The organism is Tistlia consotensis USBA 355, assembly GCF_900177295.1.
GTDB classification, from domain to species: Bacteria; Pseudomonadota; Alphaproteobacteria; order Kiloniellales; family DSM-21159; genus Tistlia; species Tistlia consotensis.
In genome coordinates this window covers 155,330-171,058 of sequence record NZ_FWZX01000003.1, presented here as the reverse complement: position 1 = coordinate 171,058, position 15,729 = coordinate 155,330, and the positions used below count along the sequence as shown (strand labels likewise).

Below are 15,729 nucleotides of genomic sequence, written 5' to 3'. Positions count from 1 at the left end.
TCGGCCGGCCGGTCCGGCCGAGTGCGCCCGAGACGGCCGCTTGCGTCGCCTGCGCCGGTCGGAGCTGCCGGAAGACACGGTCGAGCTGGCGCGCTTTCTCGTCGGCAAGCTGCTCGTCCGCGACCACGACGGCGCCAGGACCAGCGGCCGGATCGTCGAGACCGAGGCCTATCCGGTCGGCGACGCCGCGGGCCATGCCTTCATCGGCATGACGGTCGCCAATCGCTCTCTCTTCCTCGCCAGGGGGCACGCCTACATCTATCTCGCCTACGGCTCGTCCTGGATGTGCAACGTCGCGGCCGAGCGGCGGGGCATCGGAGCCGGGGTGCTGCTGCGCGCCCTGGAGCCGCTGGAAGGCCTGGCCGTCATGCAGCAGCGTCGCGGCACGGAACGGCTGACGGAGCTGGCCAGGGGGCCGGGGCGGCTCGCGGCCGCAATGGCGATCGACCGGCGCTGCGACGGAGTCGACCTCTGTGCCGCGGGGCCGCTCTGGCTGGGCGTCGACGGCCGGCCCGCGGTGCAGCCCGCGCGGAGCGTCCGCATCGGATTGACGAAGGAAGCCGACCGGCCGCTGCGCTTCTACGAGAGCGGCAGCCCCTGGGTCAGCGGCCCGCGCAGCCTGCGCGGTTGACGCGGGCTGCCGCCGGGCCCGGCGGATCGCCGCGTTCAGTCCCCGGCGGCGGGCGCGACGGAGACCCGATAGTCGCGGCCCTGCCATTCCCCGCTGTCCCGCCATCGCCAGGTGAAGTCGATCCGGTCGCCGGCGCGCAGGGTGGCGACCTCGAGCGTGGCGACCTGGAAGCCGAGGCCGCTGTCTTCCGTCATCGCGTCGGCCAGGTCGTGCCAGCCGTTGACGCCCCAGTGCACCATCGCCGGCCGCGGCAGCGCGATCGCGAGGCGGGCCCCGGCGGGAGCGGCGGCGATCGGCGCGTGCGGCCACCAGAACGCGTAGCCGGCGGCCCGGCGCCGTCCCTGGTAGCGCTGCCACACCGCCTGCGGCCGGTCGGCGGGCCGGCCGAGCTCGCGCGACAGCGCCAGCTTGATGAACTCGGCATGGGCCCATGCCAGCGGCATCGCGGATCCCGACGGCCGGCCCGGGAACAGCCGGCGCGCGGGCAGGGCATCGCCGTCCCAGACCTGCTCCGGAATCATGCCGCAGGGGCTGGTCATGGCGGCCATCGCCTCGAGATAGGGCAGCGCTTCGGCGCGGCCATCAGCTCGTAGTGGCCACGCTCCCCGGTGAGCAGCGGCCAGCCCCGCCCGGTTCCCGCGCCGTCGAACGGCCGACCGTCGTCGTGCTCGCCATAGCCGTCGCCGTTGTAGCGGTGCCAGACGGGCCCGCGGGGCGTGTCGGTCTTCAGCACCGCGTCGACGACGCGGAGGGAATCCCGGATCAGCGGGTCGTCGGCGCTGCGGAGCCCGAAGCGGACCAGCTGAAGGAATTCGGTTCCGATCTCCTCCGCCGCGGCGGTGCCGGCGTCTCCGCCACGGTTGCGGATCGCGATCAGATCCTGGAGCGCCTGCGGATCCTCGACGATTCGCGGCGGCGCGACGCGGACATAGTGGCGCGCGACGCCGACGCGGCATCCCGTCTCGCTGCCGCTGACCGCCAGCCAGGACTCGACGTTCGCGTTCCAGAAATCGGCCAGTGCGAGCGCCCAGCCTTTCGCCGGCTCGTCGAGAAACCCGGCGCCGGCGACGAGCGCGGCGATGCAGACGGCCAGGGTGAAGGGGTTGATCCCTTCGTTCTCCTCCCAGCGATCCTGCTGGCTGCTCGGGCCGGCGCCGGCGATATGGGCGAGGGCGCGCCGGGTCATGTCGCGGACCTCGATCCCGCCCAGGACGCCGCGCTCGGCCAAGGCAGCGGCAAGAAGGACGGGAAAGCCGGCCTCGTCGAGCTGGATGCCCTGCCAGTAGGGCGTTCCGCCGAGCCACTGGCACTGGTTCCACCGCCCGTCGTCGCGCTGCGTGGCGATGAGGTAACGCAGGGTCTGCCTCGCCTCCTCCTGGGCGCCGAAGGCGAGGATCGCCACGGCGCATTGGACGAGGTCGCGCGGCCAGACCAGGTGATAGCCGCCGCGCTGGTTGCTCGTGTTGCCCCAGGGAACGCTGAGGCTGGCGACCATGGCGCCGGGAAAGGTCTTGTCGATATGGGACCGCAGCACGACCGACGACGTCATCAGCTGGGCGTCGATCACCGGCGGCACCTTCGGCGGCAGCGGGCAGACGGCGCGGCGGCCGACATGCCATGCCTCCCACGCCGCGACCTGCTGCCGCAGCAGCTCGTCGAACGGCTGCAGGAGCGACGAGACCGCGAGCGTCGCCGCGGCAGCGGCGCTGGTCCCCAGGCCGAGCGCGAGAACGGCATGGCGCGGCAGCTCGCCCATCATGGCGACATTGCCGGCACGGGCCGACCGGTATTCCCAGGTCATCGCGCCGTGACGCGCGAAATCCTGCCAGCCGTCGCTGACGCCGACATAGCCGGCGCTGACCCGTGCGAAGGCGTCCCGCTGATGCTCGTCCGCCGCGGCGAGCGCGACGCCGAAGGGACCCTGTTCGGCGCAGAGGATCCTGCGGCCGCGGCAGGGCGCGACGCTGGCGCTGTTGTCCCAGCCGGTCGCGCCGAGATGCGGCGCGAGCAGCGCATAGAGGCGCAGATCCGCGTCGCCTTCGAGCCGGCACTCGATCGCCAGGACGTCGCGCCGCTGGTCGGGCGCGATGCGCAGGCGGAGCCTGTAGCGCTCGTGATCGTGGACGATCTCGACCGCCGGCACGCCCGGCTCGATCAGGCGGACCGAGTAGCGCTCGATCCGCTTGACCTCCGCCCAGAAGCCCTTGCCGTCGGCGACGATGAAGCCGAGGTCGCGGATCTGCGGGATGTCGACGCGCGGATAGTAGACCTCGTTGACGATGCCGAAGCCCAGGGTGAACCAGAGATGCGAACCGCCCAGCGTGCAGCCGACCATGTCCTTGGCGCTGCTCGTCCAGGTCGGCGGCGTGCCGGGTGCGCCGGGTGCATCGCTCGAGACGCTGGCTTCCATGGCGAGGTCCTCCTCATTCAGGTCGCGCTGAAACGGCGCGAGGTCATCTGAGCGCAGCGGCCGGACTTCTCCCGTGCGCGCCGCTTCCGGCGTACCATGCTGGTCGAGAACCCCTGCCAGCTCGAGGCCTTCCGTCCCGCTACGAGGCCGTGCCGGAAGCCGGCAGGACCGACCCACCGGCCGCGCCGAACGGCGCGACCATCGGGCCGGCGCCGGCCGTGGCCGCCCGGGCGAGGCGGACGAGGGGCGGCTCGGGATTCTGCGCCAGCGCCACAAGGAAGCGCTCGCGCCAGTCGTGGACGTCCTGAGCGCGCAGCCCGGCGATCGCCGAGGCCCAGCGGCTGCGGCGCTCCTCGAGCGGCATCTCGAGAGCCTGGCGAATCGCCGCCGCGACCGCGCCGAAGTCGTGGGGATTGACCAGGAGCGCCGAGCCGAGCTGGTCGGCCGCGCCGGCGAAGCGAGACAGGACAAGGACGCCGGGGTCGGCCGGATCCTGAGCCGCGAGGTACTCCTTGGCGACCAGGTTCATGCCGTCGGCAAGCGGCGTGACCAATCCGACCCGGCTCAGCCTGTAGAGCGCGGCGAGGCGCCATTGCGGAAGCGCCCGGTTGATGTAGCGCAGCGGCATCCAGTCGACGCTGGCGTGCCGGGCGTTGATGCGGCCGGACAGCGTGTCGAGGTCGTGCCGCAGGTCCGCGTACTCCTGCACGTCTTCGCGGGACGGAGCCGCGACCTGGGTCAGAAAGGCCCGGCGGCGCCATTGCGGCGACTGCTCCAGGAACCGCTCGAACGCTCTCAGGCGCTGCGGCAGCCCCTTCGTGTAGTCCAGGCGGTCGACGCCGACGATGCCGGCCGCAGACGAGAAGCATGGCAGGAGCTCGCCGACGAGCTGCTGCACCCTGGCCGAGGTGGCGAGAGCGGCGAAGCGGTCGACGTCGATGCCGATCGGGAAGCGACCGACGCGCACGCGCCGCCCGGCGAGCGTCACGTGGTCGGGCTCGGCGAGGGCGCCGTGATGCCGGACGACATAGTCCCGGAAGTTGCGCAGGCTCGCCTCGGTCTGGAAGCCGATCAGGTCATAGGCCGACAGCAGGCGCATGACCTGATGGTGGCACGGCAGCGCGGCGACGCAGTCGGCGTGGGGGAACGGGACGTGCAGGAAGAAGCCGAGGGGCTGATGCGCGTTCCTTCGGCGCAGCGCGTCGCCGAGCGCGAGGAAATGGTAGTCGTGGACCCACAGGAGATCGGCGCTCGACAGCAGCGGAACCGCCTGCCGGGCGAAGCGCTCGTTGACGGCGAGATAGTAAGGCAGGTCCTCCGGATCGAAGCGCATCAGGTCGGACCGGCCGTGGAGCAGCGGCCAGAGGGCCCCGTTTGAGAACCCGGCGTAGTAGCGGTCGTGCTCCGCCTGCGAGAGGCTGCGGGTGGCCAGCTGGTAGGCTTCGCCGTCCTCGACCTGCAGCTCCTCGCGGGCCGAGTCCTCGATCCTGCCGTTCCAGCCGATCCAGAGGCCCTGCGAGCGCTTCAGCGCCGCGTGCAGGCCGACCGACAGCCCGCCGGCGCTATCCGCCCCGCTGGACGGAGCGACCCGATTGGAGACGACGACCAGGCGCCGCATGCTCTTTCTCCCTACGACAGTCGTTGTTTCCGGAGCGGTCCTCGCAGGCGTCCGCCGCACGTCGCCGGCGGGGTCTTCGCTCTCCTCACACGGGTGTCGCCCGCCAGCCGGCCGGCGACGCGGCGGCGAGCCGGCGGATGATCGTGTCGGCGACGTCCCTGGCCGGCGATCCGACGTCGACGGTCAGGGGATCCTCGTCCGGATCCGGCTCCTCCAGGGTCTCGATCTGGCTCTGCATCAGGGTCGGCGGCATGAAGTGGCCGCGGCGCCCCATCAGGTGTTCGGCGATGAGGTCGCGTCCGCCGCGCAGATAGACGAGTCGCACTTCCGGCCTGCTGCCGACCACGACCTGCCGGTAGGACCGCTTCAGGGCCGAGCAGGTGATGATGCCCGGCTGCCGCGCGGCGCGCCGGGCGTCGATCCAGGCGGCCACGCGCGCCAGCCAGGGCTCGCGATCCGCGTCGGTCAGCGGAATCCCGGCGTGCATCTTCGCGATGTTGGCCTCGGGGTGGAGAGCGTCGCCCTCCTCGAAGGGCCAGCCGAGCCGCGCCCTCAGCTCCAGCGCCACGGTCGACTTGCCCGCGCCCGACAGCCCCATGACGAGCAGGATCGGTGGCGAGCCGCGATGGGCGCGCGGGCTGTCGAGGCGATGGACGCCGGCCTGGTCGGCGACGATGACGGGGTCGGCCCGGCTGATGAACAGGCCGCACTCGACCACCCCGACGACGTGCCGGATGCGCCGCTCCAGTCGCGCGGGATCGGAGAGCGGGCCGAAGCTGCAGTCGAGGATGCGGTTGCCGCCGTCGGTCGCGAAGGGCTCGCCGTCCGGCGCTTTGCGCAGACGCGTGCTGGCGCCGAGCGCCTCGAGCGAGGCGCGCGTCGCCTCGAGCCCGAAGCCGACGACCTCGACCGGGACCGGGGCGAGAGTGCCCAGGCGGTCCGCCAGCTTGCCCGCGTCCGCGACGATCGCGAGCCGGTGGCTGGCGGCAGCGACGATCTTCTCCCGCAGCAGGGCACCGCCCAGGCCCTTGATCAGGTTGAGGGTGCCCCGCTCCACCTCGTCGGCGCCGTCGATGGTCAGGTCGATCTGCCGATGCTCGGCGAAGGTCGTCAGCGGAAGGCCTGCCGCCCGCGCGGCCGCGGCCGTCCGCTCGGAGGTCGGAATGCCGAGGAAGCGCAGTCCCTGCCGGTGGCGCCGGGCGAGCGCCTCCAGCGCGAAGGCGGCCGTGGAGCCGGTGCCGAGGCCGACCACCATGCCGTTCTCGACCAGCTCGACCGCCGCTTCGGCCGCCGCGCGCTTCACGGCGTTCCGCCCCGCATCGGCCGGAGTCCCGGACGCGCTCATCGGCCAGCTCCCGCAGCCGCCGACTTCGAGCGGATCTTCTCGATGGCCGCCGGGTAGTCGCCGCTGCCGAAGATCGCGGAGCCGGCGACGATGGCGTTCGCCCCGGCCGCCGCGGCCCGTGCCGCGGTGGCTTCGTCCTCGCCGCCGTCGACCTCGATGACGGGCTCGAGGCCGGCCTCCGCGCACAAGGCCCGGACGAGCCGGATCTTCGGCAGCATTTCGGGCAGGAAGCGCTGTCCGCCGAAGCCCGGGTTGACCGTCATCACCAGGATGATGTCGCAGAGCTCCAGGACGTACTCGATGAGCGAGAGCGAGCTCGCGGGGGAGAGCACGACCCCGGCCTTCCTGCCGAGCGCACGGATCTGGCCGAGCACCCGATGCAGGTGGATCGTGGCGCCGGGCTCCGAGTGGACCAGCAGATGGTCGGCGCCGGCCTCCGCGAAGGCCTCGAGGTAGCGCTCCGGCTCGACGATCATGAGATGGACGTCGAGCGGCTTGGCCGTCGCCCGGCGGATCGCCCGGACGACGGCGGGTCCCAAGGTGATGTTGGGCACGAAGCGGCCGTCCATCACGTCGACGTGGATCCAGTCCGCGCCGGCGGCATCGACGGCCCGGACCTCCTCGGCGAGCCGACCGAAGTCGGCGGACAGGATCGAGGGGGCGACGAGAATCGACGGCATGGTGGCTTCCTCGCGTGCGCTTGTTCGAGGCGGCGGCCGGGCGGAGCCGGCGTCGGCCCGTGCTAGCCGGTGCCGGCCGCTGCCCGGTCGACGAACCAGACGAGCTCGCCCAGCGGCCTGACGCGCGCCGCCGGCAGGGAGCCGTCGCCCCTACGGATCGCCCCGAGGATCGCCGCCTTCTCCTTGCCGGAGACCAGGAAGGCGACCCGGCGGCTGGACTCGAACGCCGGGTAGGTCAGCGTCAGGCGCGCTTCGGGGCGGCCGCGGGCGACCGCCGCGACCCAGCGCAGGCGCTCGTCCAGCACCGGCTGGCCCGGCAGCAGCGAGGCCGTATGGCCGTCGTCGCCCAGCCCGAGCAGGACGATGTCGAAGAAGGGCCTGGCCGGATCCAGCGTCCTGGCGCCGTAGATCTTCTGCAGGGTGCACTGGTAGCGCGAGGCGGCCTCTTCGGGCGTGCCGTCGTCCGGCATCGCGTGAATCTTGTCCGGCGGCACCGGCGCCCGCGCGAGCATCGCCTCGTGGACCATCCGGTAGTTGCTCGCCGGATCGTCGTGGGAAATGAAGCGCTCGTCGCCCCAGAACCACGACACGCGCGGCCAGGGGAAGCGCCCGAGGAAAGGCTCCGTCGCGAGGAGCCTGTAGAGCGCCTTCGGCGTCGAGCCGCCGGCCAGCGCGATCCGGAAGTCGCCCGTCGCCGCCAGCGCCGCCGCCGTCATCCAGTCGGCGACGTGCGCCGCAAGCGACGCCGGATCCGCGAAGGTCTCGATCCGTCCCTGTATCCCGCTCATGGCGCCGCCTCGGCCGGCACCCCGAGAACGAAGCGCTCCATCGCCTTGGCGAAGCCCTCGTCCTGATGGGAATCGGTCGTCACGCTGGCCTGCGCCTTGACCGGATCCGGGGCGTTGCCCATCGCGATGGAGAGGCCGGAGCGCCTGAACATGAGCACGTCGTTGGGCTGGTCGCCGATGGTCGCGATCTCCTCGGCCGGCACGCCGAGGTGGCGCGACAGGAAGTCCACGACCGAGCCCTTGTTCGCGTCTTTGTGGGTGATGTCGAGATAGTAGGGCTGGGAGCGGCTGGCGGTTGCGCTCGCGCCGAAAGCCGCCTGGGCGGCGGCCTCGCAGCGCTGCACTCTGCCGAGGTCGTCGCCGACGCCGACGACCTTGACGATCTGGTCCAGGCGGTCGCCGACATCGGGGACGACTCTGGGCTGGAACTGGACGGTCCAGGCCTCGCGGGCGACATGGGGGGCGTCGGCCCGGCCGATCAGCCATTCGCTGTCGCGGTAGACCCAGGGGTCGAGGCCGTGGTCACGGATCAGCTCGATCGATCGGGCGGCCACTCCGCTCGCCAGCGTCCGGCGCTCGATGACGGTCAGCTCGGGCGTCACGAAGAGCCCGCCGTTGAAGCCGGCGAGCGGCGTTTCGAGGCGCAGGCTGTCCAGCAGCATCGCCATGCCGAGCGGCGGCCGTCCGCTGGTGATGGCGAAGCGGATGCCCGACTCCCGCAACGCCGAGATCGCGTCCCGGGCGCGCCTCGTCAGGACCTTCTCCTCGGTCAGCAGCGTGCCGTCGACGTCCGCTACCACGAGGGAGATCTTGCGATCGGCTGTCATCGTCGTGTTCCTTCTGCCGGTCAGGCCAGCGCGCGCCAGGCGCGCCCGTCGCGCGCCAGCAGGGCATCCGCCGCGGCCGGGCCGTCGCCGCCGGCGGCGTAGATCGGGATATGCTCGGCGGCGCCTCCGCCCAGACGTCCAGGATCGGCTGGACCGCCCGCCAGCCCGCCTCGATGTTGTCGGCGCGCTGGAACAGCGTCGCGTCGCCCGTCATGCAGTCGTAGATCAGCGTCTCGTATCCGGTGCGCGGCGCCATCTCGAAGTGGCTCCGGTAGGCGAAGTCCATGCTGACGCTGCTGAGCGCGACGGCCGGGCCGGGGCGCTTGGCGGCGAACTCCAGCGCGATGCCCTCGTCCGGCTGGATGCGCAGGATCAGCCAGTTGGGATGCATCCGCTCGACGTGCGTGCCGCGGAACAGCGTGTAGGGCGCCTGGTGGAAGCGGACGGCGATCTCCGTCCAGCGCTTTCGCATCCGTTTGCCGGTGCGCAGATAGAAGGGCACGCCGGCCCAGCGCCAGTTCTCGATCTTCAGCTTGCAGGCGACGAAGGTCTCGGTCGCCGAGTCCGGCGCCACGCCGGGCTCCCGGCGATAGGCCTCGACGGTCCTGTCGAGCACGGTTCCGGCGTCGTACTGGCCACGGACGACGTCGCGCAGCACGCGCCTCCGGCTGAGCGGGCGGATCGCCTGCAGGACCTCGGCCTTCTTGTCGCGGACGGCATCGGCGTCAAAGGAGATCGGCGGCTCCATCGCCGTCATGGCCAGGAGCTGGAAGACGTGGTTGGGCACCATGTCGCGCAGGGCGCCGGTCCGCTCGTAGAACCCGGCGCGGTGCTCGACGCCGACGGTCTCCGCCGCGGTGATCTGGACGTGGTCGATGTGCTGGCGGTTCCAGAGCGGCTCGAAGAGGCCGTTGGCGAAGCGCAGCGCCATGATGTTCTGGACCGTCTCCTTGCCCAGGAAATGGTCGATCCGGTAGATCTGGCGCTCCCGCATCATCGTCAGGATCTTGGTGTTGAGCGCCCTGGCCGACGCCAGATCGCGGCCGAACGGCTTTTCGATGACCACGCGACGCCAGCGGCCGCGCGCCTCGGCAAGCAGGCCGGCGGCGGCGAGGCCCTGGACCGCGACACCGAAGAAGCGCTCGCCGACGGCGAGGTAGAAGAGGCAGTTGCCGGCGGTGCCGGCGCTCCGCTCGAGCTCGGCGAGATGTTCGCGCAGCCGGGCGTAGGTCTCCGGATCGTTGAGGTCGCCCTCGAGATAACTCATGCGCTCGCAGAGCCAGCGCCAGGCCGTCCCGTCGATGGCCTCGGCCTGGAACTCGGCATCGCTGCCGACCGAGTCCCGCAGCTGGTCCAGAAGGCCCTGGCGCCATTCCTCGACGCTGCGCCGGTTATGGTCGACCCCGACGAGCCTGAAGCCCTCGGACAGCCGCCGCTCGCTCACCAGGTTGTAGAGCGCCGGAACGACCAGGCGCTTGGTCAGGTCGCCGGCGGCGCCGAAGACCACCAGGGTGCAGGCCGGCGCCGGCCCGTTCCCGCGCGGCGCGGCGGCGCCGGCTCTCCGACTCTGACCCTGCTTACCCGGCATGCTGTCGGTCTCCTGTGCGTCGAGGGTGCGGTCGCGCCGCGGTGAGAGTGGCCGGCCCGTGCCGCCCGCGTCCGGTCACTTGCGCCCGAGCAGGCCCGTCGCCGCGGCGACGATCCGCTCCGGCTCGAAGCCGAACCGGCGCTGCAGATCCTTGAGGGGGGCGGAGGCGCCGAAGGTCTTCATGCCGATGACCAGCCCCCCGGCGCCGACGTAGCGCTCCCAGCCCAGCGTCGAGCCCTGCTCGACGGCGATGCGCGCGGCCGGCTGCGCCGGCAGCACCTCCTGCCGATAGGCCTCCGGCTGCTGCTCGAAGATCTCCCAGGACGGCATCGACACGACCCGCGACCGGATGCCCCGGGCCGCCAGCTCCTCGTGCGCCGCGACGACCAGGCAGACCTCGCTGCCCGAGGCGATGAGGACCAGCTCCGGCTGGCCGTCCGGCGCGTCGGCCATGACGTAGGCGCCGCGCGCGAGGCCCGCGGCCGGCGCGTAGCGTCGACGGTCGAAGGTCGGCAGCGGCTGGCGCGACAGCATGACCACCGCCGGCCGGTGGCGCAGCTGCAGGACGTAGCGGTAGGCCTCGACGACCTCGTTGGCGTCGGCGGGCCGCAGCACGACCAGTCCGGGGATCGCACGCAGGGAGATCAGCTGCTCGACGGGCTGGTGGGTCGGGCCGTCCTCGCCGTCGCCCATCGCGTCGTGGGTCAGCACGAGGACGGTCGGCAGTTCCATCATGGCCGAGAGCCGGAGGGCCGGACGGGCGTAGTCGCTGAAGATCGCGAAGGTCGCCCCGAAGGCGCGCAGCTTGGAGAGCGACAGGCCGTTGACGATCGCCGCCATGGCGTGCTCCCGGACCCCGAAGTGGAGATTGCGTCCGCCGGGGCTCTCGGCGCCGAAGTCGCCGGCCCCGGGGAACGTCAGGGTGGTCCTGTTGGAGGGTCCGAGGTCGGCCGAGCCGCCGAGGAGCCAGGGAACGCGGCGGGCGAGCGCGTTCAGCACCCGGCCGGAGGCGTCGCGGCCGGCAAGGCCCCTGGCATCCGGCGGGAAGCTCGGCAGGTCGGCGTCCCAGCCGGCCGGCAGCTCGCGGCGCTGCATCTGCTCGATCTCGGCGGCGAGCTCGGGAAAGCGCTCGCGATAGGCGTCGAAGAGCGATTCCCAGCGCTGCCAGGCCTCGGCCCCGCGGGCGCCGATGCCCGCGTCGAAGTGCTCGCGGACGCCGTCCGGCACCAGGAAGCTCGCGTCCTCCGGCCAGCCGTAGGCCCGCTTGGCGAGACGGACCTCCTCCTCGCCGAGGGGCTCGCCATGGGCGGCGGCCGTGTCGATCTTGTGCGGCGAGCCGTAGCCGATGTGGCTGTCGAGGACGATCAGGGTCGGCCGGCCGCGGGTCTTCCGGAACCGGCCGAGCGCCTCCTCGATCGCGGCAAGGTCGTTGGCGTCGGCGACCTGCAGCACGTTCCAGCGGTAGGCCCGGAAGCGGCCCGCGACGTCCTCGGTGAAGGCGAGGCTGGTCGGCCCCTCGATGGTGATCCGGTTGTTGTCGTAGATCCAGCAGAGGTTCTCGAGGCCGAGGTGGCCCGCGAGCGAGGCCGCCTCCGAGCCGACCCCCTCCATCAGGCAGCCGTCGCCGCAGACCGCGTAGATGTCGTAGTCGAAGAGCGCGAAGTCCTCTCGGTTGTAGCGTTCGGCCAGCCAGCTGCGGGCGATCGCCATGCCGACGCTGGTCGCGATGCCCTGGCCGAGCGGTCCGGTCGTGGCCTCGACGCCGGACACCCAGTGGTACTCCGGATGCCCGGGCGTCCTGCTGTCGAGCTGGCGGAAGCGGCGGATGTCGTCGAGCGTGACCGACGGCTCGCCCAGACGCTCGTACTCCGCGTTCACCGCGTGGGTGCCGGACAGGTGCAGGACCGACCACAGCAGCATCGAGGCGTGGCCGTTCGACAGCACGAAGCGGTCCCGGTTCGGCCAGATCGGATCCTTGGGGTCGAACCGCATGACGCGATTCCAGATCGCGTAGACCAGCGGTGCCAGCGCCATCGGCGTGCCCGGGTGGCCCGACTTGGCCTGCTGGACCGCGTCGATCGACAGCGTGCGAATCGTCGCGATCGCGAGCTGGTCCAGGGCGTTCCCGGTCATGACCGGGATTCCTTCGCGGCCTGGCTCGGGCGGTCCCGATCCGGCCGCTTCTCCTCATGGCCGCCGAACTGGTAGCGCATCGCCGAGAGCAGCTTGTTGGCGAAGCCGGCCTCGCCACGGGAGCTGAAGCGTTCGTAGAGGGCGGCCGACAGCACGTACGCCGGCACGCCCTCGTCGATGGCCGCCTTGACCGTCCAGCGGCCCTCGCCGGAGTCGGACACGCGCCCGGCGAAGGCCGCCAGGCGCGGGTCCTGGGCCAGGGCCGCGGCGCAGAGGTCGAGCAGCCAGGACGAGATCACGCTGCCGTGGCGCCAGACCTCGGCGATCTCCGCCAGGTCGAAGTCGTAGCGGTAGTGCTCGGGATTGCGCAGCGGCGTGGTCTCGGCGTCGACGGCGCGGACCTCGTTGCCGATGTTGGCCGCCTCGAGGACGGCCATGCCCTCGGCGTAGGCCGCCATCACGCCGTACTCGATGCCGTTGTGCACCATCTTCACGAAGTGGCCGGCACCGCTCGGCCCGCAGTGCAGGTAGCCCTGCTCGGACGTCCGCTGCGGCGCCTCCGGGTCCGATGCCCCGTCCTTGCCGGGGGCGAGGGTCGCGAAGATCGGATCGAGATGCGTGACCGCGTCGCGATCACCGCCGATCATCATGCTGTAGCCCCGCTCCAGCCCCCAGACGCCGCCGCTGGTGCCGACGTCGAGGTAGCGGACGCCCCGGGCGGCGAGCGCGCCGGCGCGCCGGATGTCGTCGACGTAGTGGCTGTTGCCGCCGTCGATCAGGATGTCGCCCGGCTCGAGGTGGGGCAGCAGCGCCTCGACGGTCGCATCGACCGCCCCGACCGGCACCATGAGCCAGATCGCCCGGGGCCTTTCCAGCTGCCCGGCGAGCTGCTCGAGCGTGGTGGCGCCGGACGCCGTCTCGGCGACCAGGGCGGCGACCGCCTGCTCAGAGCGGTCGAAGACCACGCAGTCGTGGCCGCCGGCCAGCAGCCGGCGCACCATGTTCGCTCCCATCCGGCCCAGGCCGATCATTCCCAGCTGCATGCGTCGTTCCTCATTGGACAAGCGGTTGGTCGACCCGGCTCCCACGGGGCATGCCGGGCAGGCGAAGCAGGGCCTCCTTCTCGAAGAGGTCCACGAACTCGGCGAAGCGCGCTGCGATCTCCGCGACGGCCCGTTCGCGGGTCGCCTTGCCGGCGAGCCAGTCGACCAGCGGCCTCCAGAATACGGTCCGGCCGATCGCGAAGCCGACGAAGCCCGGTACGCCGGCCGCGACCGTCAGCCATTCCCGGACCTTCTCGCCGTCCGCGCCGCGCCCGAGGACGATGCAGCCGACCTTGTCCCGGCCGCCGGCGCGCGCCGCCGCGACGATGGCACGGCAATCCTCGCGGCTGTCCAGGCCCTCGACCTTCCAGAGGTCGGGCTCGACGCCGGCCTCCTGGAGCTCGTGGATCGCTTCGACCATCAGATCGGGCCTGAGCTCGCGGTCGTAGGCCTCCAGGTCGCCGCCGAGTCGCTGGAGCTGGCTCTTCTCGGCGGGCACCAGCAGCTCGAACAGGAAGCGGCTGCGGCCGCGGGCCGCGAGGAAGTCCGACAGGCGTTTCAACCGGGCGGCCTGGCGTCGGTTCAGCGCCCGGTCGCCTCCTGGGTTGTAGCGGACCAGCACCTTGCAGAAGGTCGGATCGAAGCGCTCGACGTGGCGTGGGAAGTCCTCGCCGTACTCGAAGGCGAACTCGTTGCGGCCGCTCTTTTCCTGCGGGCAGGCCGTCGCCACGCCCCTGCCGGCCGCATCGCGCAGGAGCGCCGCGCCGAACTGCTCGTCGACCAGGATGCCGGTCTTCTGCGCCGGCACGCCGCCGGCGAGCGCCCGCAGGAAGCCGTCGTAGATGATCCGCTTGGCATCGCAGACGGCAGCGGTCTGCGCCTCGTCCAGCGGCGGGTGCCACCCGAACAGCCCGGTCTGGAAGGAGCCGCGATGGTCGAACGGCAGAAGGTAGAGCGGACGCTCGTATCCCCGCGGCATCAGGCGGCTCCTCTCGTCGCGCGGTAGCGCCGGATCAGCGCGTTGGTCGAGCTGTCGTGGCCGAGCTCGGGCTCCCCGGCGCAGTCCAGCTCGGGCAGGATCCGCCGGGCGAGCACCTTGCCCAGCTCGACGCCCCACTGGTCGAAGGAGTCGATGCGCCAGATCGCGCCCTGGGTGAAGACGCTGTGCTCGTAGAGCGCGACCAGCTTGCCGAGGGCTTCCGGCGTCAGCTCGTCGAGCAGGAGCATGTTCGAGGGCCGGTTGCCCTCGAAGACGCGGTGCGGCACGAGCCGGTCGGGCGTGCCTTCGCCCCGGACCTGCTCCTCGGTCTTGCCGAAGGCCAGCGCCTCGGCCTGGGCGAAGACATTGGCGAGCAGCATGTCGTGGTGCCTGCCGAGCGGGTTCAGGGGCCTGGCGAAGGCGATGAAGTCGCAGGGCACGAGCCGGGTGCCCTGGTGGATCAGCTGGTAGAAGGAGTGCTGGCCGTTGGTCCCCGGCTCGCCCCAGTAGATCGGGCCGGTGTCGTAGTCGACGGTGGTGCCGTCGAGGGTGACGTGCTTGCCGTTGCTCTCCATGGTCAGCTGCTGGAGATAGGCCGGGAAGCGCTTCAGGTACTGCTCATAGGGCAGGACGGCGATCGTCTGGACGCCGAGGAAGTCGCAGTACCAGAGCGCGAGCAGGCCCATCAGCACCGGCAGGTTGCGCGCGAAGGGCGCGCTGCGGAAGTGCTCGTCCATCTGCCTGAAGCCATCGAGCAGGGCGCGGAAGTTTTCCGGGCCGATGGCGATCATGGTCGACAGCCCGATCGCCGAGTCCAGGGAATAGCGGCCGCCGACCCAGTCCCAGAAGCCGAACCTGTTGTCGCGGTCGATGCCGAAGCCCGCGACCGCCTCGGCATTGGTCGAGACCGCGACGAAATGCCTCGCCACTGCGGCCTCGGCGCCTTGCAGCCCCGCCAGCAGCCAGGCCCGCGCCGACTGCGCGTTGGTCATCGTTTCCTGCGTCGTGAAGGTCTTGGAAGAGACGATGAACAGCGTCTCCGCGGGATCGAGGTCCCGCAGGGCCTCGGCCAGGTCCGTGCCGTCGACGTTGGAGACGAAGCGGAAGGCGATCGCGCGATCGCTGTAGTGGCTCAGCGCCTCGTAGGCCATGGCCGGGCCGAGGTCGGAGCCGCCGATGCCGATGTTGACCACGGTCCGGATGCGCTTGCCCGTGTGGCCCTTCCAGCGCCCGTCCCGCAGCCGCTCGGCGAAGTCCGCCATCCTGTCGAGGACGCCGTGCACTTCGGGCACGACGTTGCGGCCCTCGTGCTCGATGACGGCGTCGCGCGGCGCGCGCAGCGCGACATGGAGCGCCGCACGATCCTCGGTGACGTTGATCCTGTCGCCTCCGAACATCGCCTCGATGCGGTCGTGCAGGCCCGACGCCTCGGCGAGCCGGACCAGCAGCCCGAGGGTCTCCCTCGTGACCCGGTTCTTGGAATAGTCGAGGTAGATGCCGGCGGCCTCGACGGCGAGGTGTTCCCCGCGCGCCCGGTCCTCCGCGAAGAGCTGCCGCAGGTGCAGGCCGGAGACCGCCCGGCTGTGGGTCTCCAGCGCCCTCCAGGCGGGGCAGTCCCGCAGGCTCGTCTTGCTCATCGATGGCTCCCTAGCGGTCTCGCCGCGCTGGCTGGTGGGACGGGCACCGG

The 15,729-nt window shown here is 71.8% G+C and carries 12 protein-coding genes and 1 pseudogene; 1 reads left to right on the top strand and 12 read right to left on the bottom strand.

Features of this window, described 5'->3' with window-relative positions:
- Positions 1-40: 40 nt before the first annotated feature.
- Complete coding sequence (locus B9O00_RS06200) at positions 41-631, top strand: DNA-3-methyladenine glycosylase (protein WP_085121593.1); 591 nt, start codon at positions 41-43, stop codon at positions 629-631.
- Positions 632-666: 35 nt separating this feature from the next.
- On the opposite strand, the gene B9O00_RS33435 is transcribed toward B9O00_RS06200, so the two are convergent.
- The 12 genes and pseudogenes from B9O00_RS33435 to pgi all read right to left on the bottom strand — a co-directional run bounded on the left by B9O00_RS33435 (position 667) and on the right by pgi (position 15,679).
- A complete protein-coding gene (locus B9O00_RS33435) occupies positions 667-1,170 on the bottom strand; it encodes a hypothetical protein (protein WP_200808420.1) in 504 nt (167 codons plus the stop codon).
- A complete protein-coding gene (locus B9O00_RS06195; protein ID WP_322111187.1) occupies positions 1,167-3,041 on the bottom strand; it encodes a glycoside hydrolase family 15 protein in 1,875 nt (624 codons plus the stop codon). Before B9O00_RS06195 ends, B9O00_RS33435 begins: the two co-directional genes overlap by 4 nt.
- A 139-nt stretch (positions 3,042-3,180) precedes the next feature.
- The gene (locus B9O00_RS33665) at positions 3,181-4,659 is read right to left on the bottom strand and encodes an alpha,alpha-trehalose-phosphate synthase (UDP-forming) (protein WP_085121592.1); all 1,479 of its coding nucleotides are present in this window, start codon (positions 4,657-4,659) and stop codon (positions 3,181-3,183) included.
- A gap of 85 nt (positions 4,660-4,744) precedes the next feature.
- Complete coding sequence (gene rpiA / locus B9O00_RS34110) at positions 4,745-6,004, bottom strand: ribose-5-phosphate isomerase RpiA (protein WP_085121591.1); 1,260 nt, start codon at positions 6,002-6,004, stop codon at positions 4,745-4,747.
- Positions 6,001-6,684 (bottom strand): ribulose-phosphate 3-epimerase, encoded by a 684-nt coding sequence (rpe, locus tag B9O00_RS06180; protein WP_085121590.1) that lies wholly within the window; start codon positions 6,682-6,684, stop codon positions 6,001-6,003. The genes rpiA and rpe overlap by 4 nt, the downstream gene beginning before the upstream one ends.
- Positions 6,685-6,746: 62 nt before the next feature.
- The gene (gene pgl, locus B9O00_RS06175; RefSeq protein ID WP_085121589.1) at positions 6,747-7,472 is read right to left on the bottom strand and encodes a 6-phosphogluconolactonase; all 726 of its coding nucleotides are present in this window, start codon (positions 7,470-7,472) and stop codon (positions 6,747-6,749) included.
- Positions 7,469-8,299 carry a Cof-type HAD-IIB family hydrolase gene (locus tag B9O00_RS06170; protein WP_085121588.1) on the bottom strand — a complete coding sequence of 277 codons (831 nt, stop codon included), beginning with the start codon at positions 8,297-8,299 and terminating at the stop codon, positions 7,469-7,471. Before B9O00_RS06170 ends, pgl begins: the two co-directional genes overlap by 4 nt.
- A 130-nt stretch (positions 8,300-8,429) precedes the next feature.
- Positions 8,430-9,887, bottom strand: a pseudogene (gene zwf / locus B9O00_RS06165) (glucose-6-phosphate dehydrogenase); the annotation flags it as partial.
- Positions 9,888-9,962: 75 nt separating this feature from the next.
- The gene (gene tkt / locus B9O00_RS06160; RefSeq protein ID WP_085121587.1) at positions 9,963-12,020 is read right to left on the bottom strand and encodes a transketolase; all 2,058 of its coding nucleotides are present in this window, start codon (positions 12,018-12,020) and stop codon (positions 9,963-9,965) included.
- Positions 12,017-13,063 carry a phosphogluconate dehydrogenase (NAD(+)-dependent, decarboxylating) gene (gnd, locus tag B9O00_RS06155; protein WP_085121586.1) on the bottom strand — a complete coding sequence of 349 codons (1,047 nt, stop codon included), beginning with the start codon at positions 13,061-13,063 and terminating at the stop codon, positions 12,017-12,019. The genes tkt and gnd overlap by 4 nt, the downstream gene beginning before the upstream one ends.
- Positions 13,064-13,073: 10 nt before the next feature.
- Positions 13,074-14,042 (bottom strand): 2-deoxy-5-keto-D-gluconate 6-phosphate aldolase domain-containing protein, encoded by a 969-nt coding sequence (locus B9O00_RS06150; RefSeq protein ID WP_085121585.1) that lies wholly within the window; start codon positions 14,040-14,042, stop codon positions 13,074-13,076.
- Positions 14,042-15,679, bottom strand: coding sequence for a glucose-6-phosphate isomerase (gene pgi / locus B9O00_RS06145; protein WP_085121584.1), 1,638 nt, complete (start codon positions 15,677-15,679; stop codon positions 14,042-14,044). Before pgi ends, B9O00_RS06150 begins: the two co-directional genes overlap by 1 nt.
- Positions 15,680-15,729 lie beyond the last annotated feature (50 nt).